This window comes from Nonlabens agnitus, assembly GCF_002994045.1.
Taxonomy (GTDB): domain Bacteria; phylum Bacteroidota; class Bacteroidia; order Flavobacteriales; family Flavobacteriaceae; genus Nonlabens; species Nonlabens agnitus.
This window is the reverse complement of record NZ_MQUC01000003.1, coordinates 2,372,388-2,395,414: the sequence shown is the minus strand read 5'-3', so window position 1 is coordinate 2,395,414 and position 23,027 is coordinate 2,372,388. Positions and strand designations below refer to the sequence as shown.

At 41.5% G+C, this 23,027-nt stretch carries 22 protein-coding genes and 1 tRNA gene; 11 read left to right on the top strand and 12 right to left on the bottom strand.

From position 1 onward, the window contains the following. The first annotated feature begins 13 nt into the window (after positions 1–13). The 4 genes from BST86_RS10980 (at position 14) to BST86_RS10965 (ending at position 4,462) form a co-directional block, all read left to right on the top strand. On the top strand, positions 14–1,150 hold the full coding sequence (locus BST86_RS10980; protein ID WP_105983286.1) for an ATP-binding protein: 1,137 nt from the start codon (positions 14–16) through the stop codon (positions 1,148–1,150). Beyond that, a complete protein-coding gene (locus BST86_RS10975; RefSeq protein WP_105983285.1) occupies positions 1,147–1,890 on the top strand; it encodes a metallophosphoesterase family protein in 744 nt (247 codons plus the stop codon). Before BST86_RS10980 ends, BST86_RS10975 begins: the two co-directional genes overlap by 4 nt. A 118-nt stretch (positions 1,891–2,008) precedes the next feature. Continuing rightward, positions 2,009–3,139, top strand: a complete 1,131-nt coding sequence (locus tag BST86_RS10970) for an SPFH domain-containing protein (protein ID WP_105983284.1) — start codon at positions 2,009–2,011, stop codon at positions 3,137–3,139. A 228-nt stretch (positions 3,140–3,367) separates the two neighbouring features. Next, positions 3,368–4,462, top strand: coding sequence for a TFIIB-type zinc ribbon-containing protein (locus tag BST86_RS10965; RefSeq protein WP_105983283.1), 1,095 nt, complete (start codon positions 3,368–3,370; stop codon positions 4,460–4,462). Between the two features lie 123 nt (positions 4,463–4,585). On the opposite strand, the gene BST86_RS10960 is transcribed toward BST86_RS10965, so the two are convergent. The 3 genes from BST86_RS10960 to BST86_RS10950 form a co-directional block, all read right to left on the bottom strand. Beyond that, positions 4,586–5,224 (bottom strand): hypothetical protein, encoded by a 639-nt coding sequence (locus tag BST86_RS10960; protein ID WP_105983282.1) that lies wholly within the window; start codon positions 5,222–5,224, stop codon positions 4,586–4,588. Positions 5,225–5,327: 103 nt separating this feature from the next. Further along, a complete protein-coding gene (gene amaB / locus BST86_RS10955) occupies positions 5,328–6,881 on the bottom strand; it encodes an L-piperidine-6-carboxylate dehydrogenase (RefSeq protein ID WP_105983281.1) in 1,554 nt (517 codons plus the stop codon). A gap of 18 nt (positions 6,882–6,899) precedes the next feature. Beyond that, entirely contained in the window at positions 6,900–7,895 is a 996-nt protein-coding gene (locus BST86_RS10950; RefSeq protein ID WP_105983280.1) for an NAD(P)H-dependent glycerol-3-phosphate dehydrogenase, read from the bottom strand. Positions 7,896–8,101: 206 nt separating this feature from the next. Here BST86_RS10950 and BST86_RS10945 point away from each other — a divergent pair, with 206 nt between their 5' ends. Further along, entirely contained in the window at positions 8,102–8,995 is an 894-nt protein-coding gene (locus tag BST86_RS10945; RefSeq protein ID WP_105983279.1) for a nicotinic acid mononucleotide adenyltransferase, read from the top strand. Between the two features lie 78 nt (positions 8,996–9,073). On the opposite strand, the gene nadD is transcribed toward BST86_RS10945, so the two are convergent. From nadD to BST86_RS10925, 4 genes are read right to left on the bottom strand one after another with little or no spacing between them, the layout of a single operon-like run. After that, the gene (gene nadD / locus BST86_RS10940) at positions 9,074–9,661 is read right to left on the bottom strand and encodes a nicotinate (nicotinamide) nucleotide adenylyltransferase (protein WP_105983278.1); all 588 of its coding nucleotides are present in this window, start codon (positions 9,659–9,661) and stop codon (positions 9,074–9,076) included. Then, positions 9,648–10,247, bottom strand: a complete 600-nt coding sequence (gene gmk / locus BST86_RS10935; protein WP_105983277.1) for a guanylate kinase — start codon at positions 10,245–10,247, stop codon at positions 9,648–9,650. Before gmk ends, nadD begins: the two co-directional genes overlap by 14 nt. Beyond that, positions 10,247–11,113 (bottom strand): YicC family protein, encoded by an 867-nt coding sequence (locus BST86_RS10930; RefSeq protein WP_105983276.1) that lies wholly within the window; start codon positions 11,111–11,113, stop codon positions 10,247–10,249. Before BST86_RS10930 ends, gmk begins: the two co-directional genes overlap by 1 nt. 40 nt (positions 11,114–11,153) lie before the next feature. After that, entirely contained in the window at positions 11,154–11,762 is a 609-nt protein-coding gene (locus BST86_RS10925; RefSeq protein WP_242446515.1) for a Crp/Fnr family transcriptional regulator, read from the bottom strand. A 440-nt stretch (positions 11,763–12,202) separates the two neighbouring features. On the opposite strand from BST86_RS10925, the gene BST86_RS10920 reads away from it, so the two are divergent. The 5 genes from BST86_RS10920 to hemF are packed head-to-tail and all read left to right on the top strand — an operon-like array spanning position 12,203 to position 16,936. Then, positions 12,203–12,865, top strand: coding sequence for a uroporphyrinogen-III synthase (locus BST86_RS10920; protein ID WP_105983274.1), 663 nt, complete (start codon positions 12,203–12,205; stop codon positions 12,863–12,865). Then, the gene (hemE, locus tag BST86_RS10915; RefSeq protein ID WP_105983273.1) at positions 12,852–13,871 is read left to right on the top strand and encodes a uroporphyrinogen decarboxylase; all 1,020 of its coding nucleotides are present in this window, start codon (positions 12,852–12,854) and stop codon (positions 13,869–13,871) included. Before BST86_RS10920 ends, hemE begins: the two co-directional genes overlap by 14 nt. A 1-nt stretch (position 13,872) precedes the next feature. Continuing rightward, positions 13,873–15,216, top strand: a complete 1,344-nt coding sequence (locus tag BST86_RS10910; RefSeq protein WP_105983272.1) for a TrkH family potassium uptake protein — start codon at positions 13,873–13,875, stop codon at positions 15,214–15,216. Position 15,217: 1 nt separating this feature from the next. After that, on the top strand, positions 15,218–15,985 hold the full coding sequence (locus tag BST86_RS10905) for an EI24 domain-containing protein (protein WP_105983271.1): 768 nt from the start codon (positions 15,218–15,220) through the stop codon (positions 15,983–15,985). A gap of 39 nt (positions 15,986–16,024) precedes the next feature. Next, positions 16,025–16,936 carry an oxygen-dependent coproporphyrinogen oxidase gene (gene hemF / locus BST86_RS10900; protein ID WP_105983270.1) on the top strand — a complete coding sequence of 304 codons (912 nt, stop codon included), beginning with the start codon at positions 16,025–16,027 and terminating at the stop codon, positions 16,934–16,936. A gap of 103 nt (positions 16,937–17,039) precedes the next feature. Here the strand turns inward: hemF and BST86_RS10895 are convergent, their stop codons facing one another. The 3 genes from BST86_RS10895 to BST86_RS10890 form a co-directional block, all read right to left on the bottom strand. Then, complete coding sequence (locus BST86_RS10895; RefSeq protein WP_105983269.1) at positions 17,040–17,489, bottom strand: 6-pyruvoyl trahydropterin synthase family protein; 450 nt, start codon at positions 17,487–17,489, stop codon at positions 17,040–17,042. Then, positions 17,489–17,623: a hypothetical protein gene (locus tag BST86_RS15090; protein WP_262491927.1), complete on the bottom strand. Its 135-nt coding sequence runs from the start codon at positions 17,621–17,623 to the stop codon at positions 17,489–17,491. Before BST86_RS15090 ends, BST86_RS10895 begins: the two co-directional genes overlap by 1 nt. A gap of 186 nt (positions 17,624–17,809) precedes the next feature. Then, the gene (locus tag BST86_RS10890; RefSeq protein ID WP_105983268.1) at positions 17,810–19,144 is read right to left on the bottom strand and encodes an MATE family efflux transporter; all 1,335 of its coding nucleotides are present in this window, start codon (positions 19,142–19,144) and stop codon (positions 17,810–17,812) included. Positions 19,145–19,221: 77 nt separating this feature from the next. Here BST86_RS10890 and BST86_RS10885 point away from each other — a divergent pair. Continuing rightward, positions 19,222–19,295, top strand: a tRNA-Ala gene (locus BST86_RS10885). Positions 19,296–19,366: 71 nt separating this feature from the next. Here BST86_RS10885 and BST86_RS10880 read toward each other — a convergent pair. Continuing rightward, positions 19,367–20,200 (bottom strand): alpha/beta hydrolase family protein, encoded by an 834-nt coding sequence (locus tag BST86_RS10880; protein ID WP_105983267.1) that lies wholly within the window; start codon positions 20,198–20,200, stop codon positions 19,367–19,369. Then, positions 20,197–22,935, bottom strand: a complete 2,739-nt coding sequence (locus tag BST86_RS10875; RefSeq protein WP_105983266.1) for a PD-(D/E)XK nuclease family protein — start codon at positions 22,933–22,935, stop codon at positions 20,197–20,199. Before BST86_RS10875 ends, BST86_RS10880 begins: the two co-directional genes overlap by 4 nt. Positions 22,936–23,027 lie beyond the last annotated feature (92 nt).

Genomic DNA, 23,027 nt, shown 5'->3' with positions numbered 1-23,027 from the left:
TATATTTAAGTCCATGATCAATAAGCGACTTCTTGTTAAGAATCTACTCGCTCATAATGACGAGAATAGCTTTTATGACAAGAAATTTCGAGTGGATTTGTCTACCAAAGAAGGCAAGGCTAAGTTTCTCAAACACATTTGTGCGCTCTCAAATTCAAACCCTGCAAACAACAGTTACATCGTCGTGGGCGTGGACGACCGCAAGAACGAGATTGTAGGTGTCGACTTTTTTGACGATTCAAAATTGCAGAACCTCATCAACGCCTATCTGGACAACCCGCCACTGGTCATGTATGAGAATGTGCCTTTCCCGCATTTACCGGTAGATAAAGTGGTAGGTCTTGTGACCATACGCGCGCAAAAGGGCGTCGTGGCGCTGCGCAAGAATATCTGGAAATATTATGGTGGCGCCGTGTTCTTTAGGGATGGCAGCATGTCCATGCCTAAGGATTTCGGGATCAGGGCAAGCGATGTCAATTCGCCCATCGTGAATGAAATCGAGAAAAATGCCAGCAATAATATTGAACTCACGCTGGACCGAGTTCAAGATTTCATGAATAGGCGTGAGAATGGTTTGGAAGCTTTTTACAAAGTGTTCAAGGAACAGTTTGTCATTTGCTGGTCTGGAAAAATCAAACGCAAAAAAGATCGCGAGTACTATTATCGCGTCGATATAGAGATGGTCAATGAGCAGGTACGCTTGTTTTATAGCGCCCTGGATGAGGTTCAAATCTCCTATGACGAGGATAGTTTTAGCATCCTGGAGTTTGTGGAACTGGGATTAGGCGACCGCCATTCTTACCATCCACTGGAGCGTCAAACGTTGCGATTTTTCCCTAATGGCACCTATAAACTGGAGAGTAAGATTTTATTCAACCCACCATATTACGATCGTCGCACCTTGCATCATATCTACAATACCAATTTGTCACTGCTCAATAAAATCAGCAATGGTGTGCAGCTTAAGGAACAATCCTTGGTCGATTTGCGCAATTTGCCAGAAACCATGCTCATTTGCCACTTCAACAATGTGGGCGAGCCTATAGAAAAAATGAAGGCGGCACGCGCGCACCTCAAAAATTTTCCAGATACCTACAAGGCATATAAGGAGTCCTTGCGTATATTGAGAAAAGTAAAATACAATTCTTGAGAACATTAGCAATAGGAGACATACACGGTGGCCATAGAGCCTTGACACAATTATTAGAAAGAGTAGATCCACAACCAGACGACCGTCTCATATTCCTAGGCGACTATGTAGACGGCTGGTCACAAAGTTATGAGGTCATTGAAGAGTTGATATCGCTCAAGCGAAAACGTGCCAAAAACAATCATACTGCACCCATCTACCTTAGAGGCAATCATGACGAGCTCGTTCTCAATTTTCTGGTAAAGGGACAACAGAATAGACAGTGGTTATTCCATGGCGGCAGCAGCACCGTCACCAGCTATTCCAAACGATCCGATCAAGATATTGCCAGACATGTGGCCTTTCTAACCGAAGAATTGGAAGATTTCTTGGAGCTGGATGGCAATGGCTATTTCCATGCTGGTTTTCACAATTTGAATGGACCGCATCATGAGTACTATAAAAATCTGCCTTATTGGGATCGATCGCTTTGGGAAATGGCACTGTGCATAGACCCAAATCTCTCAGAGGACGATCCCAGGTTTCCCAACCGTCTTAAATTGTACACAGAGATTTTTATAGGTCATACGCCTACCACACGATTGGAATCCACTAAACCCATTCACGCTGCCAACATCTGGAATGTCGATACTGGAGCTGCGTTTACAGGACCTTTGACCGCATTATGCGTGGAAACTAAGGAAGTATGGCAAAGCGACCCGTTGCCAGACTTGTATCCCAACGAGGATGGTCGCAACTAGGGTTTTAACTATGACACCTTCTTGTCTACCGATAGGTAGATTCAAAAGCGTAACACTTTCTTCTAAATTTCTACTAATAAACGTAACTTGAAGTGTAGAACCTTAAAAATCAACCAATATGGGAATCTTTGATAAGATAAAAGAAAAGCTCAGTCAAGAATTTATCGACATTGTCGAATGGCTGGATTACACAGATGATACCATCGCCCACCGTTTTGAACGCTATCAAAATGAGATTAAAAACGGAGCAAAGCTTATTGTGCGTGAAGGGCAAACTGCTGTTTTTGTCAATGAAGGACAACTAGCCGATGTCTTCAAACCAGGAACCTATGACCTGACCACTCAAAACCTGCCTATTCTTTCCACGCTTAAAGGATGGAAATACGGATTTAATTCGCCATTCAAAGCAGAGGTTTATTTTGTGAACACCCATCTATTTACAGATGAAAAATGGGGTACTAAAAACCCGATTACTCTTAGTGACGAGCGATTTGGTTTGGTCGAGATTAGAGCGTTCGGGACCTATGCGTTCAAAATATCAGATGCTGGTAAGTTCATCGTGGATATCGTAGGAACCGATAACAACTTCACCAATTTTGAGATCAATGAACATCTCAAAAGTCTTATCGCCACTAGATTTACAGATACCGTAGGTGAGGCCAATTTGCCAATAGAACTATACGCTGCAAACACTTCAGAACTTTCTGAAACCTGTCAGGAAGTGATGCAACCAGAATTCTTAAGCGTAGGAATTTCATTGGAGAAATTCTACATAGAGAATGTTTCCATGCCAGAAGATCTTAAGAAAGAGATCTTTGAATATAGCCGTATCGATAAAATCGACCTTGACAAATTAACCAAATTCAAAACAGCTAAAGCAATTGAAGCCGCCGCCGCAAATGAAGGCGGAACCGCTGGTGCCGGTATGGGAATGGGAATGGGATTTGTGCTCGCGCAGCAAATGGGCGGCATGATGAATCCTCAAATGGGTGGACAGCAAGCCACTACACAACAGCAAGCGGCGGCAGTGCCGCCACCTATGCCTCAAGCGGTTCAGTATTTTTATGCGAGTAATGGTACACAGGCCGGACCAGTTCCTTTTGAACAACTGCGAGCCCTTTTTGCAGGTAGAACAATAAATAGAGACACACTTATCTGGAAAAGTGGTATGGAAACCTGGAAGCCGCTTAATGAGGTTGAAGAGCTGAAAACGTTCTTAGGCGGCAACACGCCACCGCCGTTACCATAATTCTAAATCTTCTTATTCTTGATTTGATGCGCAAATCGCGATTAGAATATTGTCAAAGAGTTTGCAAAGGAAACATTAAAGCAGCATAAGGCATTCAAGTTTTTAAAAACTCAAGCGTAATAAGGAATCGACAAAGAGGTTCTGCAAACTATAGCCAAATCAAGAATTGGGATTTTTTGAACTCTATATTTCTTACTCAACAGCAAAAGAATAAGTAATTATCATTATTTGAACCCTAAGGCCACATCAATTTCCGAACGAAAAAAGTCCTGTGTCAACTGTGGCGCAGAGCTTACCTATGAACCTGGTACTGATACGATCACTTGTGACTATTGCGGTCATGTGGAGCAAATCGATCAAGAAGTTCAGCCGTTTCAGGAACTAGAGTTGTTGAAATATCTAGAATCCATGGGTGCGCAGTCGCACTCTATGGAATTGACCATGTTGCAATGCAATAACTGTGGCGCTACTCAGCATATCGAGGACAATTACAAATCATTGCATTGTGTGTATTGCACGATGCCATTGATCATAGAAGACCAGTATACTGAGGAATGGATCCTGCCAGGAGCTGTGCTGCCATTTTCCTTTAAGGTAGACAAGGCACACCAGATTTTCAAAACGTGGGTCGATGGTTTGTGGTGGGCGCCCAACAATCTGCAACGCGCCAGTTTAAGTCCAGAGTACACAAAAGGTTTGTACGTTCCCTATTGGACCTTTGACGCACAGCTCGCGTCCAGTTATTCTGGACAGCGAGGTGATTATTATTATGTCACCGTGACGCGTGGGTCTGGAAAGAACAAACGCACGGTTCAAGAACGTCGTACGAGATGGTCTAATGCATCAGGAAATGTGAGTGGTTTTGTGGACGACACGCTGGTTAAAGCGACAAACAATCAGAAAATAAAAATACCTAATGCTATCGCCAGCTGGAAATTGAGTGACCTCAAAACCTTTGATACTCGATACCTGGCAGGCTATGTCACTGAAAAGTACACGATCCCTTTAAAGGACGGCCATTTAGTAGCTACCGATAAAGCAGAGGAAATTGCCAAAAACTGGATACGCCGCGACATAGGTGGTGACGAGCAACGCATCACCAGCATGAATATGGATCTTACACAGGAAACGTTCAAGCACATTTTACTGCCGCTTTATATTAGTTCCTATAATTACAACGGCAAGCGTTACAATTTTTATGTCAACGGCCAGACCGGTGCGATTCACGGCGATCGACCTTACTCGTTTTGGAAGATATTCTTGGCGGTTTTGGCAGGGTTGATCCTGATTGCCGTCATCGCTTATGTTGTGAATTTGCAATAAGGATGGAATGAGTTCGCTTTCGCGAAAGCGATAAGATTGAAAATCTTGGTTACGCAGATAGATCTTTCAACAAAAAAACGCTTGGTTTAAGCCAAGCGTTTTTTCATAAAATGCATTACGATCCTAGTCGGTATAGCCCAATCTTCTGCTTGCCTTGCGCATCAAGGTATTGATTAAATCATCAGGACCACTGCCCAGACCTCCGCGAACTTTCTTGTTATAGTTCCATAGAAGAACACCGTCAGTTGCATTGTATATTTCCATATTGACGATGGCGTTGTTTGTGTTGCCAAAACCTATAAGCAATGTCGTGACGACGGCAGCGCCCTCGCTCATGGGCTTGTTGGTCTCAAGATTACCCATTACGACAGCATCAACACCCAGCATAGCAGCAATGTCTGTAGGTGATTGTGAAGATAAATCGTAAATGTCCAGATTATTTTTGAGTAGGATAGAATTTGTAGTGCGAGGTGGTTGAACGTCTACTTGCAGACTACCTCGCTTTTTTCTTTTCAAGAACCACGAGTACATGGCTTCTTGTATATTCTCTCCTTCCTTCTGTTCCATGCTGGTAAGCTGATCTTGGGAGAGTTCCTTCATCTGCTTTGGCCGCAATTTTATGGTAGCATCAAAAGGTAAAATGGCAATGGTTTTGTGATCTGCCGTTATTTGATCAAAATCTTCATGTTGATAAAGATGAGTCTGCGCGAATGCAGTGAATGTAATAAGCATTGCTAAAATGCTAAAGTAAAATTTACTCATGGTTGGTGGATTAAAATGTTTTCGTTGATTTTCAAAAATAAAACCCTTTTACCAGTATTACTACTGATGAAAGGGTTTTCAATTTTTTCTGGTTTAAACGAGGCTATAGATCAAACTTAATACCTTGCGCTAGAGGTAACTCGGTCGTGTAGTTAATGGTGTTAGTTTGTCGTCTCATGTAAACCTTCCAAGCATCACTACCAGATTCACGACCGCCACCGGTATCTTTCTCACCACCAAAGGCACCGCCTATCTCAGCACCGCTGGTTCCTATATTGACGTTTGCAATACCACAATCAGATCCTGCAACGCTTAGGAAACGTTCTGCTTCTCTTAGGTTATTCGTCATGATGGCGCTAGATAGACCTTGATTCACACCATTTTGAAGTTCCAAAGCGTTTCCTACATCGCCACTGTATTTTAATAAATATAAAACAGGAGCAAAGGTCTCGTGCTGTACAATCTCAAAAGAGTTCTCAGCTTCGGCGATGGCTGGTTTTACATAGCAACCACTTTCATAACCAACACCTTCTAAAACACCACCTTCTACGATGATTTTGCCGCCTTCTTCAACCACTTTAGTCAAGGCATTTTGATAGCCTTTAACCGCATCTTTATCGATCAACGGTCCTACGTGGTTTTTCTCATCCAGTGGATTTCCTATTTTCAATTGCTTATAAGCATCTACCACTGCGTTTTTCACCTTGTCATACATGGATTCATGAATGATCAAACGACGCGTTGAGGTACAACGTTGGCCAGCCGTTCCCACCGCACCAAATACGGCACCTATTACCGTCATTTTAATATCTGCATCTGGAGTGACGATGATGGCATTGTTACCACCTAATTCCAGTAAGGACTTACCTAATCTTTCACCAACCTTGCTTGCAACGATTTTACCCATACGAGTAGAACCAGTGGCACTGATTAAAGGCACGCGCTTATCTGTAGTCATCATTTCGCCTACTTTATAATCACCATTGACTAGACAAGAAATACCTTCTGGAAGGTCATTATCCTTAAGCACTTTTGCGATAATGTTTTGACAGGCGATACCACAAAGCGGTGTTTTCTCACTTGGCTTCCAGATACACACATCACCACAAACCCAGGCAAGTGCCGTGTTCCAAGCCCAAACCGCTACTGGGAAGTTAAAGGCGCTAATGATGCCCACGATTCCCAATGGATGATATTGCTCATACATTCTGTGACCTGGACGCTCACTGTGCATTGTGAGACCGTGCAATTGTCTGGAAAGACCTACGGCAAAATCACAGATGTCAATCATTTCTTGAACCTCGCCTAATCCTTCTTGGTAGGATTTCCCCATTTCATAAGAAACCAATTTACCTAACGGCTCTTTTAATCTGCGTAGCTCTTCTCCAAACTGACGAACAATCTCGCCACGCAACGGTGCTGGCATCATTCTCCAGTCTTTAAAAGCACCTTGAGCGGCGTTTACGGCTTTCTCATAATCGGCTGCAGTCGTGGTGGTCACTCTTGCTATTTCCTGACCGTCTACTGGTGATGAAGAAATGATTTCTTCTCCGCTTCCAAAATGGTGATTACCAGTTGAAGTTCCTTTATTTGTGTTTTGAACACCCAATTGTTGGAGCGCTTCTTCTATACCAAAATCCTTGGCTACGTTTGACATTTACTTTGATTTTAAAATTTAGTCCAGCTTTTCAGCTAGTTTTTTGAAGATCTTTTTTGGATTCTTGTTTTCATATAAGATGTCGTGAACGGCATCTAGAATAGGTGTTTTGGCACCTTGTTTTTGATTGAGCTCATAGGCACTTTTAGTGGCGTAATAACCTTCGGCAATCATGCTCATTTCTAATTGTGCACTACGTACGGTGTACCCTTTTCCCAACATATTACCGAATAATCGATTACGGGAAAAAACAGAATAACCTGTCACTAGCAAGTCACCTAGATAGGCGCTATCATTGATGTTGCGCTTCATTTTGTGTACTTTTTTGATATAGCGCTTCATCTCTCTTATGGCGTTTGACATCAACACGCTCTGGAAATTATCACCATAGCCCAATCCATGCGCGATACCTGCGGCAATGGCATAGATATTTTTGAGTACGGCAGCATATTCAGTACCTATGATGTCATCGCTTATCTTACAATTGATGTAATCGTTCTCAAAATATTCGGCAAGCTCTTTTGCCTTGGTCTCATCTGCGAAAGCGACGGTGAGATACGAGAGTCTTTCCAGAGCCACTTCTTCTGCATGGCAAGGTCCAGTCAGGACGCCTATATCATCCATGTCCACGTTTTGATGTTGATTAAAATATTCACCTACAATAAGACCGGTTTCTGGAACGATACCTTTAATCGCAGACACGACGCGTTTTCCCTCAAAAGAAACGGTTAGCGCAGAAAGCTCTGAATGCAAAAATGCACTGGGAATCGCAAAAATGCACACATCTGCGTACGCCACAATTTCATTGATGTCATTGGATAGCTTTAGCCGGTCCACATCAAATTCTACACTGCTTAAATAACTGGGATTATGATCGTTGCGCTTGATGTGCTCGATGGCATACACACTGCGCATGTACCACCCAACTTCATCCATACTTTCGGTAAGCATTTTTACAATTGCTGTGGCCCAGCTACCGCCACCTAAGACGGCTATTTTGAGTGTTTTTTCCATAGAAAAGTGTGTATTTGTAAAGATACCATTTTTGAAAGTACTGTTTTTTGAGAATTTGTCAACCTATGGAATGGTTAAATGAGGCGATGGAGATAGTTCGCTTTCGCGAAAGCGAAACAACCATACATAACTCTCAGAATATCAATACGATATAAAAATGGCACAATTTTCGAAAACGTTGTAGTGAACTTTAAAAGGATACCGATATGAAATCAATAACTACTCTCTTAGGCGGATTTGCCCTTGCCATCACCTTTGTAAGTTGTGATGCAGAACTTATCATAGGCGATCCAGTGGTGGAACCCACACTTAATGAGGTTCTTTTTTCTCACGATGTATGGTATCTGGACTTGAATAGTGCCCAAGGTAACCTGGACATTCCATTCATGACTCGTGCCTTTACCTTGACATTTGAATATGGAACGCTCTATGCCAACAATAATCTTGTGGGATTGGGTCGTGCAGGATCTGGAATAGGCATTGATGTAGGTGTTTATGATACTTACTTTGATACGTTGACTATTGATCACGACATTGATGGGGTTCATGAATTTGATGTGTATGTCAACAGCTTTAACCGCATTGAACTTAGGGATACCTATAGCGGCACGCGATACTTTCTCGACGGGTACAGCACGAGTACGTTTGACTATGACAAATTATTTTACAACAACATCCAGTATTTCTTGCAAGAGTATGGTGCGTGGGAAAAAACATATACCAGCAATGCAGGTGCGATCAATGAATTTGACCAGGAAAACTACTTAAGATTTAGACCTGGAACCAATGCAGATGTATTCCAGAGCTCACAAGATCGTAATGCGATGACGACTGGAAGTATATTTTGGGATTACAACGGTGAATACTGGGTTGAGGACGCCTCAGCAGGCTCACTTAACAAGCATTTAACGCTCGATTATGATTTTTTAGGCAATGATTATTTCGACCTTTACGTGATCGATGATAAAACGATAGAATTGTATCATGTATTATCTGGTACTACCTATGAATTCAAGGGTAGAAACTTTATACAATACAAGAGTAGTGCGGCTACAAAATCTAGATTACTGGATGTGGATCGCGCAAGGAAAGAAAAATAAAAGTTTCTAATTAAGAAACTGAAGATTTGGTTGGTTGGAAGCCGCCTGTAAACCTTTCAAAAGGTTGCGGGCGGTTTTTTATTTGTAGAAGTTCATCTCTGTGATGTAGGTGTATACTTCTTGATGCAAGAAGTATCTAAGGTCTTGGCCACTGGCAATCCCTTTTCTAATCATGGTAGAAGAAATCTCCATGATAGGAGCATCAATTTTTTGTATGCTGGGATGGTCGATCAAGTCCAACGGTACCTCGCCAGGAGATATTCTAGGATAAACAATGATGCTGTAGTCTTCTAGGAGCACTTTGTAATTCTTCCACTTAGGTAGGCTCTTCAAATTATCTTCACCCATGATCAGGACAAAATCTGTATCTGGATATTTTTCCTTTAGGTGTGCTAAGGTGTTTACCGTGTAATTGGGCTGTGGTAAATTGAACTCTATCTGACTGGGCTTGATTTTTAGATAATCGTCTACGGCAAGATGTACCATGTGCAGCCGTTGATAATCATCCAATAAGGTACTCTTCTTTTTTAAAGGATTATGAGGTGTGACTACCATCCAGATTTCCTTCAAATCGCTGTTTTCCACCAAGTAATTTGCAATGGCCAAGTGGCCTATGTGAATAGGATTAAACGTGCCAAAATAGAGTCCTACCTTACTCTTCTTCATCTCTAGGTACTGGTTGATTGATAAAGTCTTTTACTACTTGAACGGCGCGTTCTTTGGCTAAATTAAGATCGTCATTCTTAATAATGATATCAAACTGCGGTGCGGTGGCCATTTCTGTACTGGCTTTTGCAACGCGCATAGCAATTTTTTCTGGGGTTTCGGTCTTACGCTTTTTGAGTCTTATTTGAAGCTCATTTATAGAAGGTGGCTTTACAAAAATGGCCAAAGTACGTTCTGGAAATTTTTTCTTAAGCCTCAACCCACCTACTACGTCTATGTCAAAAATAACATGTTTACCTAAGGCCCAAATACGCTCTACTTCTGATTTCAACGTACCATAGAACTGATCTCTATAGACTTCTTCAAATTCTAGGAACTCTTCTTTTCTTATCCTGCTTTTAAACTCTTTCAAGCCAAGAAAGTAGTAATCCTTACCATCAATTTCTCCTGTTCTAGGTTCTCTAGAGGCAGCACTGATAGAGAAAGCGAGGTTGAGTTCCTTTTGTTTTAATAGATGCCTTACGAGAGTTGTTTTTCCTGCTCCTGACGGTGCGCTAAACACGATTAATTTTGGCTGTATTTCCATTACAATACGTTAAGCATTTGTTCTTTGATCTTCTCCAGTTCATCTTTCATTTGAACCACTTTTTGCTGCATGGACGCATGATTTGCCTTACTACCTATGGTATTAATTTCGCGACCTATCTCTTGTGAAATAAAGGCTAATTTCTTGCCCTGAGATGTGTCTGCCTGCATGGTTTCCTTAAAATAGTTGAGGTGGTTGTTGAGCCTCACTTTTTCTTCTGTAATGTCATATTTCTCTAGATAATATATCAATTCCTGCTCAAACCTGTTTTCATCAACTTTCTCTTTTAGGTCAACTACGGCTTTTTCAAGTCTGGTACGTATGCCGTCAAGTCGTTCCTTATCGTCAACGATGACTTCATCCAGCAACTGTGCGATGTTATCAATACGATTGGTAAACTCTTCTCTTAGGATTTCGCCTTCGTTTTTGCGATAATCATTGACCGCATCAAGACCTTCTCGAACTGTTTTTAGAACGACATCAAATTCAGAATCTTCCACTTCTTCTTGAGTTGTTAGAAAAACATCTGGAAAGGTGGAAGCGATCTGTACGAGTGGTATTTTGTTATCGGAGTCTAGATTTTTGATCTGAGACAGTTGATCAATGTATTGCTCGATTTGATCAATATTCAAAGTTTGTCCTGTCTTGCCGCTGGTGTTTTCTATGTGCAGAGCAAGGTCGATCTTACCTCTTGAAAGCTGGGCGGCAGCTATTTTTCTAATATCTAACTCCTTCTCACGATAGGCGTTGGGAATCCTTAGATTAAGATCAAGGTTTTTGCTATTTAAGGTGCGTATCTCTACGGTAATCTTGCGTTGTGGTAATTGCTGTACAGCTTTACCGTATCCAGTCATGGAAATAATCATGCGCTCATTTTAGGCCAGCAAAGATAATGAATGCAAATGCTTAGTGCATATCTACACTCTCAGGGTCCAGCTTACTGCGCAGACGACTTAAAGATTGTTGTCTAATTCCCAAATAAGAAGCGATGTCTTTAAGTGGTAGGCGTTCTTCCATATCCTTGTAACGCTCCATAAATTTTAGATAGCGTGTGGTCGCGTCATTGGTAATCATACGAGACTTTTCATCCAGTAGGTTATGGTACCTTTTGAGCATGAGCTTTTGAAATGCGGGAAGCAATCCTGGATAAAGTTTGTTGATGTAGATGAAGTCTTGATGGTTAAAGCACAATACCTCTCCAGACTCAACGCATTGGATTTGAATGTTGGAAGGTGTCTGGTCCACAAAACTATACATGGATGTCATCACATCGTTCTCTGCCACAAATCTGGTGGTATGTAAATCTCCATATTCATCAATGATAGAGCCCTTAAGTATTCCGGACTTGATAAAGTAAATGTTGTCACAAACCTCACCTAGATGAAGCAAGACTTGTTTCTTCTTGATTTTTTTAACCTCAAGCATGCTGAAAATTTCAGTAGCATACTTGATTGAAGGTAAATCTTCTCCTCCAGTTAAATTATGTAGGAAATCTGGTAACTCCATTGTACTCATCTTTATCTTTGTAAATATCGCTTTTACTTAGTGTATATGCAACTAAACTAGGCGTTTAATACAGAATATTCATATTTCAATTGCGCCTATTATCCAATAGGCAATAGTTTTTCTTTTATTCCACACTAGCCTTGATCTTTTCTTCAAACCTTTAAAAACACTTATGTTTAAAAGGAATAAAGGCGTAAAAATCAGTACAACTAGAATTGGTTTTAATGCCATCTAAATCTATAAAATGTAGGAAAACATAACTATGAAAAGATGAGCAAGTTTTTAAAACCATTGGCCTAAGTCTTGAGAATAGCGCTATGGCTCAGACATAAAAAGCCTGTGTTGTATACTAATTTCACAGTAAAAATCATACATACGCAACTGGTCCATGTTTGGTTTTATTAAAATTGTTGAATGATTGATTCGTAATTTTACTCCAACCTTGATATATGATCGCCACAATACTTTCTACTAAACAATTGACTTTACCGCAACAGCAATTGGTATTGCACAGCGGTATAGGATTAGTGCATTACGACATTCTAAAAACAGAAACCCTAAAGGTTGACACGGGTTTAAATAACTTGGCACACGTCATCATCACCAGCAAGAACGCTTTGCCAGCCTTACAACCCTATCAGGATCAAGTGGGTTCCGTTTATTGTGTTGGATCAAGTACAGCTCAAGCGCTTGAAAATATGGGTATCAAACCTCGAATTGTCGCAAGCAATGCGGCTGAATTAGCAATGCAGCTGATCAACACACTTCCTAATATGCAATTCACCTATTTGTGTGGTGATCACCGCCGTGATGAGTTGCCAGACCTTTTTAAAAGCCATAAGATCACGTTAAAAGAGGTGATTGTTTATAAATCTGCCATCGTGCACAAAAGCTTTGATCGTATTTTTGCGGCAGTTTTGTTCTATAGTCCTCGTGGTGTTTACGCTTTCGCGAAAGCGAACAAACATCAACCCCAATGCTCCATTTGCATAGGCGAGACAACGGCAACGGCAGCAAGAGAAAAATTCTCTAGCGTGCTGGTTGCCAAAAAACAAACCGTAGAAAACGTGCTGGTGACGGCCATAAAAAAATTGAGAGATGATAAAAAATGATTTGTTCCTACGTGCATTAAGAGGCGAGACCGTGGAAAGACCACCAGTGTGGATGATGCGTCAGGCTGGAAGGTATTTGCCAGACTTTATGAAGCTTAAGGAGAAATATGATTTTTTTACCCGTTGCCAAACGCCAGAACTCGCGACCGAAATTACGGTCATGCCTATTGACCAAATAGGACCAGATGCCGCGATCTTGTTTTCAGATATTCTGGTGATTCCTCAAGCGATGAATATTGAGGTGCAAATGAAGCCAGGCGTTGGACCATGGTTGCCCAACCCTATTAGGTCTGCCGCAGATTTAGATCGAGTAGTGGTTCCAGATGTAGCAGACTCCTTAAGCTATGTGATGGAAGCTATCGATATGACAAAGGATGCTCTTGCTAACCGAGTTCCTTTAATAGGTTTTGCGGGATCGCCGTGGACTATTTTGTGCTACTGTGTGCAGGGTCAAGGCAGTAAAAACTTTGACAAAGCTAAAGAGTTTTGCTTCACCCAGCCAGAAGCGGCTCATGAATTACTACAGCGCATTACAGATACGACGATTGCTTATCTACATGAAAAAGTGAAACATGGCGTGAATGCCGTACAGGTTTTTGATTCATGGGGTGGCATGTTATCGCCAGTAGATTACCAAGAGTTTTCATGGAAGTACATACAGCAAATTATCAACTCCTTGCGACCAGTTACTGAGGTTTTGGTTTTCGGAAAAGGTTGCTGGTTTGCCTTGAACGAAATGTCAAAAAGTGGCGCCGCTGCACTAGGTGTGGACTGGACGTGTAGTGCGCGCAATGCCCGCTATCTTTCTGGTGGAAATATCACCCTACAAGGTAATTTTGATCCCTCAAGATTATTCTCGCCGCCAGCGATGATCAAAAAAATGGTGAAGCAGATGATTGATGATTTTGGGAAGGATAAATACATTGCCAATCTAGGTCATGGAATCCTACCTAACATACCTGTAGAAAACGCCCAGGCATTTGTGGATGCCGTAAAGGAATACTAATGTGAAAAATTACGTCAAGAAGTATTACAAGTTCCTGATTGGGTTAACACCACAGCGCAATCTGGTGTATGGATTTCTTCTTTATAACGTGATAGGAGCCTTGCTTCTTTGCTTGCCATTTTCAAGAAAGGGCGATATTTCTTTTATAGACACTCTTTTCACCTCAACTTCTGCGATATCTACCACTGGTTTGATGACCGTTGGGCTTACAGATCAGTTTACGGTTTTTGGCCAGTTTGTGGTCATGTTGTTGTTTCAGATAGGCGGTATAGGGTACATGACATTTACTACTTACATACTCTTAAACACCAGTCACCATACGGCAAAATGGCGGGAACGTATCTTGAATGCGGCTTTTGCAATACCAGAAACCATCCAGTTAAGACCGTTTCTTAAATCGGTTATTATTTTTACGATCCTATTTGAAATCGTTGGGACAATTTTGTTTTACATAGGTTTCGCAGATCAAGAATGGGGTTTTTGGGAACGCTTGTGGAACAGCATTTTTCACAGCGTGAGTGCTTTTTGTACCGCTGGTTTTAGCTTGTTCAATTCTGGATTTGTCGATTTTGTGGACGATGGCCTCATCAATTTTACCGTTTCCTTTCTGGCAATAGCTGGTTCGTTGGGCTTCATCATATTTTCTGATTTCTATCTCAAGTTTGCCCGTAAAAAGCATGAAGTAAGCTATACCTCAAAATTGATACTCTCTGGATTTTTGATTTTGCTCTCATTGGGTACGGTTGCCATATATTTTACGGAGCCTAGTATCATGATTTTAGAAGGTAAAACGAGATTCTACGCGTCGTTCTTCCAGTCCATGACAGCCATGACCACGGTAGGATTTAATACGATCGACAATGGGGTAATGATCTTACCAGTAACTATGATCACCATTTTGCTCATGTATATAGGTGCCTCACCATCGGGAACCTCTGGTGGTTTAAAGATTACAACACTGGTGGCAACCGTAGCCTACTTGCGTAGCAAGCTTAAAAATTGCAAAGACTTCTTGTTTTTCAATACCAAAATTCCCGATGGTAGGGTTGATGCTGCGGTATCGACCTTTATCTTTTATCTAATCGTGAGCTTTTTTGGAGTTTTGCTTCTAACATTTTCTGAAGCAGACACACTGGATCGTATTGCTTTTGAAGTTTTATCTGCTTTAGGAACCGTAGGTTTGTCGATGGGAATCACAGGTGGCCTCACCTTTTTTGGAAAGGCTGTCATCATTTGTATCATGTTTATAGGTAGGCTAGGTGTGTTGACTTTTGGGCTCGCCATAAGCAGAGCCTATGTTCCTGATGAGCAGGAAGCCGAAGATGAGGAAGATATAGCGGTTTGATATGATCAAGAATATTTTCAAGGCACTTAAGGATTATGCGGGTAGTTTCAAGCTCATGTCGCAATTGGGTCTGTGGAAGTACTTTATGGTTCCCATGGCGATTAGCATTCTTTTTGCTGTCACGATAGGTTTTACCGCCTATGGCTTGTCAGATAATCTGGCCGGTCTACTTACTAAGCTGTGGATCTGGGAAACCGGTGCAGATGCCTTTTTCGCTTTCGCGGAAGTTCTTAGCGCAATCATTATCATCATTTTAGGCTTATTGGTATACAAACACTTTGTCATGGCCTTGAGCGCACCCTTCATGTCTCCAGTGTCAGAAAAGATTGAAAAACATCTGTACCCCGAAGTGTACGATGCTTCAAACTACAGGGACACTTCAAATGCTTCACAACTATCTCGCGGTATACGTATTAATATTCGTAATCTTTTTTATGAATTACTGCTTACCATTCCTCTTTTGTTACTTAGTTTGATACCTGTTATAGGGATTCTATTTTGGGTCGTTGGATTTTTGGTGCAATCCTATTATGCCGGTTTTGGTAACATGGACTATACCTTAGAACGTCATTTTAAGTACAGAGCCAGCGTTGATTTTGTCAAAAATCATAGAGGTTGCGCCATAGGGAACGGCATCGTATTCAACGCTATGTTGTTGATCCCGATTATAGGAATCATTCTGGTACTGCCTATATCTGTCACCGCAGCCAGCAAGACCACCTTAGAGCTCTTACGTGGCCAAAAATTACTTACAGATCAAGCCACATAGATCGTTGTATAAAGTAACTTTGCAAGCAGATTTTTTCTCATGGATTCTCAAAAAGACACCTTTTATTCCTTTATCAAGGAACTTCAAAACACCATCACTTCTCAATTAGAAACGCTGGATGGAAACGCCCAATTTATTGAAGATGAATGGGTAAGAGAAGAAGGTGGTGGCGGTTTTTCAAGAGTTATACAAGATGGAGATGTTTTTGAAAAAGGCGGCGTCAATATTAGCGCTGTACATGGAGCATTGCCACCGGCCATGCAAAATTACTTTAATGTCCGGGATGCAGATTTCTATGCCACGGGAATCAGTCTCGTGATCCATCCGATAAATCCTATGGTGCCTACCGTTCATGCAAACTTCAGGTACTTTGAAATGTATGACAATCATGGTCAGCTTGTTGACTGTTGGTTTGGTGGTGGGCTTGATCTAACACCGTACTATTTATTTGACGAAGATGCTCAACACTTTCATCAAGTTTGTAAAGAAGCCTGTGATCGCCATGACGTAGCAGATTACCAACTTTTCAAGAAAAAATGTGATGAGTACTTCCACAATGCACATAGGAATGAAGCCCGCGGTATAGGCGGATTGTTTTATGACTATTGCCGCGCTAGCGATACATCTACCATGAAAGATTGGTTAGAATTTCAGAAAGATATGGCTTCCCATTTTTTGGATGCCTATGTGCCTATTGTAAAACGTCGAAAGGATCTTCCTTATACACCAGCTCATCGTGAGTGGCAAGAAATACGTCGTGGTCGTTATGTGGAATTCAATCTGGTCCACGATAAGGGTACTTTGTTTGGACTCAAGACAAACGGTAGGATAGAAAGTATCCTTATGAGTCTACCGCCAGCCGTACAATGGAAGTACGATCATCACCCAGAAGCTGGTTCTAAAGAAGCAGAACTCGTTGAGGTATTGGAGAACCCACGTGATTGGGTGTAAACGATATACCTCTTTTAATAAATAATTCTAGTAACTGAATTTATTCGGTCAAGATTTTTCGAAAAGCACTGCAAGACGTTCGAGCAGGCGTTTTCAGCGTTTACTAATTATCACTCGCAAACCACTCTGCATAACTGGTTTCAGTTTCACGTAGGCGCAGTGAAAATAACTTGATGTTATCAGGTAGGCGACCAGCGATCTTTTTTGCAAAATCCTGAATCATCATTTCGCTAGTAGGTTGGTAATCGGCGAGAATGACTTCATGGCCGCGGTTTTCCAGTTCTTTGGCAAGTTCTACATGCGGCGAATTCTTGTTAAAAACTGTCGCATGATCAAAGGGATCCACGATTTCTTCTTTCACGATCTTTTTCAAATCACCAAAATCGATCACCATTCCATATTTCACATGATCAGCATCCATAATAGGTTGGCCTATAACGGTCACAGCAAGCTTATAACTGTGTCCATGTACATTACGGCACTTGCCATCATACCCATATAGCGCGTGGCCTGTTTCAAAAGTGAACTCTTTAGTAATGCGTACCGTTCCCATTATCGATTCTTAAAAAATTTCTTGTAAATAACCACGACGACCAGAATAATCCCTATCACAAGAAATATCCCAACGCCACCCATAAAACGGGACAGTTGGATAAACCAGTTTTCCTCTTGAAGTAGAACAAGCATGCCTATTAATTTGAAGCAAAGATACTATTTGTCCAGCACAGAGCTCGCGTTAGGGATAGAAGTGAAAATCCTTTTTGTGGGTGCGCAGCATCCCAAAAAGATTGCAACGTATAGCCCGACCTCGATTAACGAGGTAACGCCCATAAAAATATTGATGAGGAAAATATTCGCTTTCGCGAAAGTCGATCACATCATCCTTGCCAGTCTATTTCTAAATTTGAGGTGTAGAAAAACCGCTCTGCCTATCATCCAGGCAAAGAACGCCAACCAGATGGCTTTGAGTTCAAAGCCAAAATAATCCAGCACCAGCAATACTGGAACGAAGACAGCCACCGTCACGACAAGAAGCAAGTTGCGCAGATACGGCGCCTCGCCCCAACCTTTAAAAATACCATCGTAAACAAATGCCACGGCATTGATGGGCTGCATGAGCAAGATGATAAAAAAGGTGTTGACAAATAGCAAATCCACTTGTGGATCGTCTGTAAACCAGCCACCAATTACGTTGTAAAACAAAGCGCAGATTAAAGCAAGAACTACCGAAACACCTATGCCAAAGGTGTTGGTTTTGAGCGCCAGATACCGTAGAGAATCGCGATCGCCAGCACCCAGTAGCTTGCCGCCTATGGCGTTTCCTGCATTTGCAAAACCGTCGATGAAGAAGGAAAAGAACAGCCAGATATTCATTAAGATGGCATGCGTTGCGGCCTCTTCCACGCCATAACCGTTAGCGAACCGGTAGGAAAGGTAGATGCAGATGTTGATCGCCAGTGTACGTAAAAAGAAATTTACCGTGAGTTTAATATGCTGCCGTAACAACGCGTGCGGTTTCCAACGTTGTATGAAAAGCGTAAATGGCGTGTTTTTGAAAAAATAAAACAGAGCTATAAGGAGCATTGTAGTTTGGGCAGCTAGACTGGCAAGGGCAGCACCAGTCAGGCCCAAACCGTCCAACCAGCCATCAATTCCATACACCAGCAAGTAGTCCAAGGCCACGTTGACAACCGCGCCAGAGATGCTGGCAATCATCGCCCAACTGGTGTTTTGTAAACCGCGGAAGATTCCAAAAATAGCAAACGCACTAAGTGTTAATGGAAAGCCTAGCGCGCGTATCTGGTAATAGGATGCCGTCAACTCTAGAACCTCACCTTGAGCGCTGTATAAATCAAATATAAATGTCGCCAGTGGTGCCGTCACCGCGTAAATGACTAATCCCATCAAGATGTTGATCCATATGACTTGAGGAATAAGATCATTAATTTTGTCCAGGGATTTGTTACCCAAGGCTTTTGAGACGATGCTGGAAATAGAGGTTTTGGTTTGTGCCAGTGTCCAGATCACCGTACTTAAAAATGCGCCGGCAAGGCCAACGGCGGCAAGAGCATCTACACTGTCGCCTTCCATATTTCCAATGATCGCGATGTCTGTGATGCTTATGACGGGTTCTGCTATTCCTGCAATAATTGCTGGAAAGGCGAGTTTGAGAATATCATTGGTAGAAATATTGATGCTGGATTTCACGTTGCAAACTTAGCAGTTATGAATTTGATTTATCGTTATGAAATGATGGGAAAGTGTATATTTGCCGTCTAAATTTTGGGGGATTAGCTCATTTGGCTAGAGCGCTTGCCTGGCAGGCAAGAGGTGACCGGTTCGAATCCGGTATTCTCCACATAAAATAAAACGCAACCTTTCAGGGTTGCGTTTTTTGTTAAGACTAGAGAGCGTCTTTGTTTGGAAAGATCAATTACTCCTTAAAAAATTGACGGTGCATTGTACGACTTGTCTCAAGTCTTTAGGCATCAAATCTTGTTCCCATGGATGGGACGCTCCAAAAACGTGATCTGCACCTCGTATCAAACTTAGTTGAGCATGTTTGCTCCTATCTCGCAAACGATAGGCATCGTTGACGTCCACGGTTGGATCTTGCGTTCCATGCACGATTAAGTGTGGTATACTCAAACGTGAGGCGGCATCTAGAATATGTAATTCCTTCTCATTTTGTTTAAAATCTGTATAAAGCTGGTAATTGAAAGGCATATCTTGATGGGTACGTCCATTTTTTGCATAATAAACGCCGTCCTGCTTCCATTTTTCTAGCTCGTCGTCTTTTGGGAGTCGCTCTTCATAATCTGCCACACCAGCAAGTGTTACCAGACGTTTGATACGGTCGTCTTTTGACGCCGTAATCGTGGTGATGCCGCCAGCTCTGGAATGACCTATAAGATTGATTTCATTACGATTTATTGGTAAATCAGATGTTTCTAACCAGTTCAGTATACGTTGCAGATCTCTCAGCTCCAGGCTGTAATTATTGTTTCCAAAAGCTTCTAGATCTGGAAAATCGATGGGCTGTTCAGGAGTACCGCCATTATGAGAGAAGTTAAATTTGATGAATAGGAAGTTCGCTTTCGCGAAAGCGGAACCCATTAAATCCCATGCGCCCCAATCTTTAAAGCCTTTCAACCCATGACAAAAAATAACCACCGGTAAGTTGGAGCCTTGGTCTTTATATTCATAATCTAGAAGAATTACTTTGCCTTTTTCTGATGCTATCTGGATGTTATTCTTTTTCATACTTCTTTCTCAGTTAAAGGTGTTGCAGGGTCAAATAACTCTTTGATCAAGGCAATTAGTTGTTTTTCAAACTGGTCTAAAATGTCCTGGTCAATTTCTTGAGGCTGATAGCTGCGACCGTTTTTTATCCCAAACGGAATAAAGCCATCGCCAAAGTTTTTGAAGCTTATGATTCCAGCCTGCAAGGTATCCACAGGATGATTTTTTGCGTACAGATAGGCGTACATCAATACTTGAAATGCCTTGGATTTTTCATAATCTTGGATCATGACCTCGTAACCGTCTTCTTCAATACCAACGTTGCCTTTTGAAACGCTGCCGGTTTTATAGTCTATGATTCTAAGAGTACCATCAATCATGTCCACTCGATCAACTTTACCATGTAGTTTTACGAGGCCTATTTCTGGTAATTCTATTGTTGTTGACAAGTCTTGCTCTACGCTCTTGATGATAAATTCGCTGGATTTCTCTACCGTTGTTTTATCCAGAGCAATCATTTTCTTGATGTAATGATGCGATACCTCATAAATGATCTTGTTTTTACCCAAAGGATTGGATGTAGAATTATAACATCCTTTATAGGCTAGATCCAGCTCGGTCTTGATTTGACTTTCAATTTTTTTGAAATCCTCAAGGACTAAAATTTGATTTTGATAAGGTTGGTACAATTTATCCAGCGCCTCATGTATGATGGATCCCATGGTGTTGAGAGCGATGTCTTCTTCCACATCTTCCAGGTCTGAAATCCTAAGAATCTTGCTAGAGAAGAAATCTATGGGATTACGTACATAGCTGGTTAATGCAGACGGTGAGAATCCCTTTGAGGCTATTTCTTTAAGTCGTTCAAAATAGATAGGTTTTTTGATGATTTCCAGCAGTTCCTTATTTATTGCATTTACTTTATGAAAGTAATTCGTGTGTGTTATCTGGTGATGCGTGTTCTCATCACGCTCCAGCTGTAGCAAGAATCGGCTTTTCTCGCCACCACCTAAAGTATCAGACTCTGCATTATTGATAAACGTTGCATTCTCGCAGCGGTGTAATAGACGGTAAAAGTGGTAGGCATAGACGCTATCTTTTTCAGTATAGGTAGGCAGGTCAAAAGCCCTTTTCATCTCATGAGGTATGTAAGAACCAAATGATTTGCCTGCTGGTAGCGTTCCTTCATTTACTGATAGCATCAATATATTCTTGTAATCTAGAGCGCGTGTTTCCAGCAGACCCATAATCTGTAATCCTTGGACCGGTTCTCCAATAAAATCCAGCTTTTTAAGTGGCAATAGCTGTTGTAACAAATATAGATAGGTTCGCAAATCATTGATTCCAGAATTATTGCGCACTAGATCTTTTAGCTCGTCGATCACTTCTACCATTCCTAATAGTTGCTCTAGCTCGAGCCTGCTATTTTCGGTTTTGGTGAGTACTTTTTTCAATTCAACCAATATGTCATTGGTGAGATCAAGAATTTGTTTAGGATGTTCAAGTTCTACAAGGATCTTGTGAATAAACGGATATTCTTCTTTTTCAAAATCGCTTTGCTGTACTTGAATGAGGTTATACTCTCTGATCTTTTGAAGCGCCTTTACCGACTGTGTAGGAGCCACAAGATTAGCAAAGGAAGACTCCAAAAGACTCGTTAGATTTTTGTAATAGAAAATTCCTTCTGTAGCTTCTTTGTGGAGCTTAAAAAGATCGGTAAAAAATGAGCTTATAGGCAACTGGTCCAGGCTCAATCCCATAGTGACATTGAAGGCATCCACATTATCGGGCAAAGCGCTTAGTAGTGGCAGCAGCAACTGTTCATCTGCGAGGATCACGGCAGTGTCGAGTAATTCACTAGATTCTAACTGCGAGAGGTATTTTCTCGCTGCCTGAACCATCCCTAGGTTTCCCGTGGCACTAATAATCTCTATGCTTTTAGAATCCCTATAGCGAGACCCTATAATCTCAAGCTCTCGATTCTTATAATAGGTCCAATTTGTCTGATGACTCCTTATGAATTTGCCAGCTTCATGAAATTTGTTTTCTAAGAAATAGTGGTCGGTATCCCAATATATCATTGCTTGATCTTGTTCCAGTAGTTTCTGGATGATTTCAGATTCGGCAGTATTTAAAGCGTTGAGACCTAAAAAAACGATAGGATTGTCTGTATGGTTGGACGTGGATGAAGATTTCGCTTTCGCGAAAGCGAACCTATATGCCATTCCTTGATAGGCGACTTGGTTTTGTTGCAAAACATCACGTAGGGATTCATAATATCGATAGAGTTTTTTCCAAAAATCAAGGTATTGGGTGACCATTTGGGTAGGATTAGCATCCAGCGACCAATGGCGATCTGTATCCAAGGCCTTGAAATTGCCCAAGTATCCAAAGAATTGTTGTGGATCAACAAGGTATCGATCTACTTCATTGAAATCTTTTAGAATGGTAGGCGCCCAACCTATAAATGCGTCAAAGCTGTCTCTATGGTCTTCTGGTTCTACATGGCAATAGGCTTGATAAAAAAAAGGAAGTATATCCAGGTCTGACAGTATGTTCAATCCTGAAAGTTGTTGAATGTAATCTTCTATACTCAACGCTATGGGACCCAAAATAGGCGCATCATGCCTCCTTGCTATTTCTTTATTAAGAAATAATCCTACCCTGCGACTGGGAACAATGTATTGAATCGTCTTGAGATCAAACCCTTTGCTGGCTAGACTGTCTAGAATGGTACTAATGAAAGTTTCCTGCATGAAAGATTTTTACGACTTCTAAAAATAAGGCATAAAAAAACGCCATCTGTTGAGATGGCGTTTCTATTTTAAGATACTTAGGTCTCCTTAAA

What these genes read in the sequence shown, in the direction of transcription:
- BST86_RS15090 (WP_262491927.1), bottom strand. Translation starts at nt 17,623, where the DNA reads ATGCTTGTTCTACTTCAAGAGGAAAACTGGTTTATCCAACTGTCCCGT.
- BST86_RS10980 (WP_105983286.1), top strand. Translation starts at nt 14, where the DNA reads ATGATCAATAAGCGACTTCTTGTTAAGAATCTACTCGCTCATAATGAC.
- BST86_RS10950 (WP_105983280.1), bottom strand. Translation starts at nt 7,895, where the DNA reads ATGGAAAAAACACTCAAAATAGCCGTCTTAGGTGGCGGTAGCTGGGCC.
- BST86_RS10960 (WP_105983282.1), bottom strand. Translation starts at nt 5,224, where the DNA reads ATGAGTAAATTTTACTTTAGCATTTTAGCAATGCTTATTACATTCACT.
- BST86_RS10880 (WP_105983267.1), bottom strand. Translation starts at nt 20,200, where the DNA reads ATGAAAAAGAATAACATCCAGATAGCATCAGAAAAAGGCAAAGTAATT.
- BST86_RS10895 (WP_105983269.1), bottom strand. Translation starts at nt 17,489, where the DNA reads ATGGGAACGGTACGCATTACTAAAGAGTTCACTTTTGAAACAGGCCAC.
- BST86_RS10970 (WP_105983284.1), top strand. Translation starts at nt 2,009, where the DNA reads ATGGGAATCTTTGATAAGATAAAAGAAAAGCTCAGTCAAGAATTTATC.
- nadD (WP_105983278.1), bottom strand. Translation starts at nt 9,661, where the DNA reads ATGAAGAAGAGTAAGGTAGGACTCTATTTTGGCACGTTTAATCCTATT.
- BST86_RS10930 (WP_105983276.1), bottom strand. Translation starts at nt 11,113, where the DNA reads ATGATTATTTCCATGACTGGATACGGTAAAGCTGTACAGCAATTACCA.
- BST86_RS10925 (WP_242446515.1), bottom strand. Translation starts at nt 11,762, where the DNA reads ATGAGTACAATGGAGTTACCAGATTTCCTACATAATTTAACTGGAGGA.
- hemE (WP_105983273.1), top strand. Translation starts at nt 12,852, where the DNA reads ATGATAAAAAATGATTTGTTCCTACGTGCATTAAGAGGCGAGACCGTG.
- amaB (WP_105983281.1), bottom strand. Translation starts at nt 6,881, where the DNA reads ATGTCAAACGTAGCCAAGGATTTTGGTATAGAAGAAGCGCTCCAACAA.
- BST86_RS10875 (WP_105983266.1), bottom strand. Translation starts at nt 22,935, where the DNA reads ATGCAGGAAACTTTCATTAGTACCATTCTAGACAGTCTAGCCAGCAAA.
- BST86_RS10945 (WP_105983279.1), top strand. Translation starts at nt 8,102, where the DNA reads ATGAAATCAATAACTACTCTCTTAGGCGGATTTGCCCTTGCCATCACC.
- BST86_RS10920 (WP_105983274.1), top strand. Translation starts at nt 12,203, where the DNA reads ATGATCGCCACAATACTTTCTACTAAACAATTGACTTTACCGCAACAG.
- gmk (WP_105983277.1), bottom strand. Translation starts at nt 10,247, where the DNA reads ATGGAAATACAGCCAAAATTAATCGTGTTTAGCGCACCGTCAGGAGCA.
- hemF (WP_105983270.1), top strand. Translation starts at nt 16,025, where the DNA reads ATGGATTCTCAAAAAGACACCTTTTATTCCTTTATCAAGGAACTTCAA.
- BST86_RS10905 (WP_105983271.1), top strand. Translation starts at nt 15,218, where the DNA reads ATGATCAAGAATATTTTCAAGGCACTTAAGGATTATGCGGGTAGTTTC.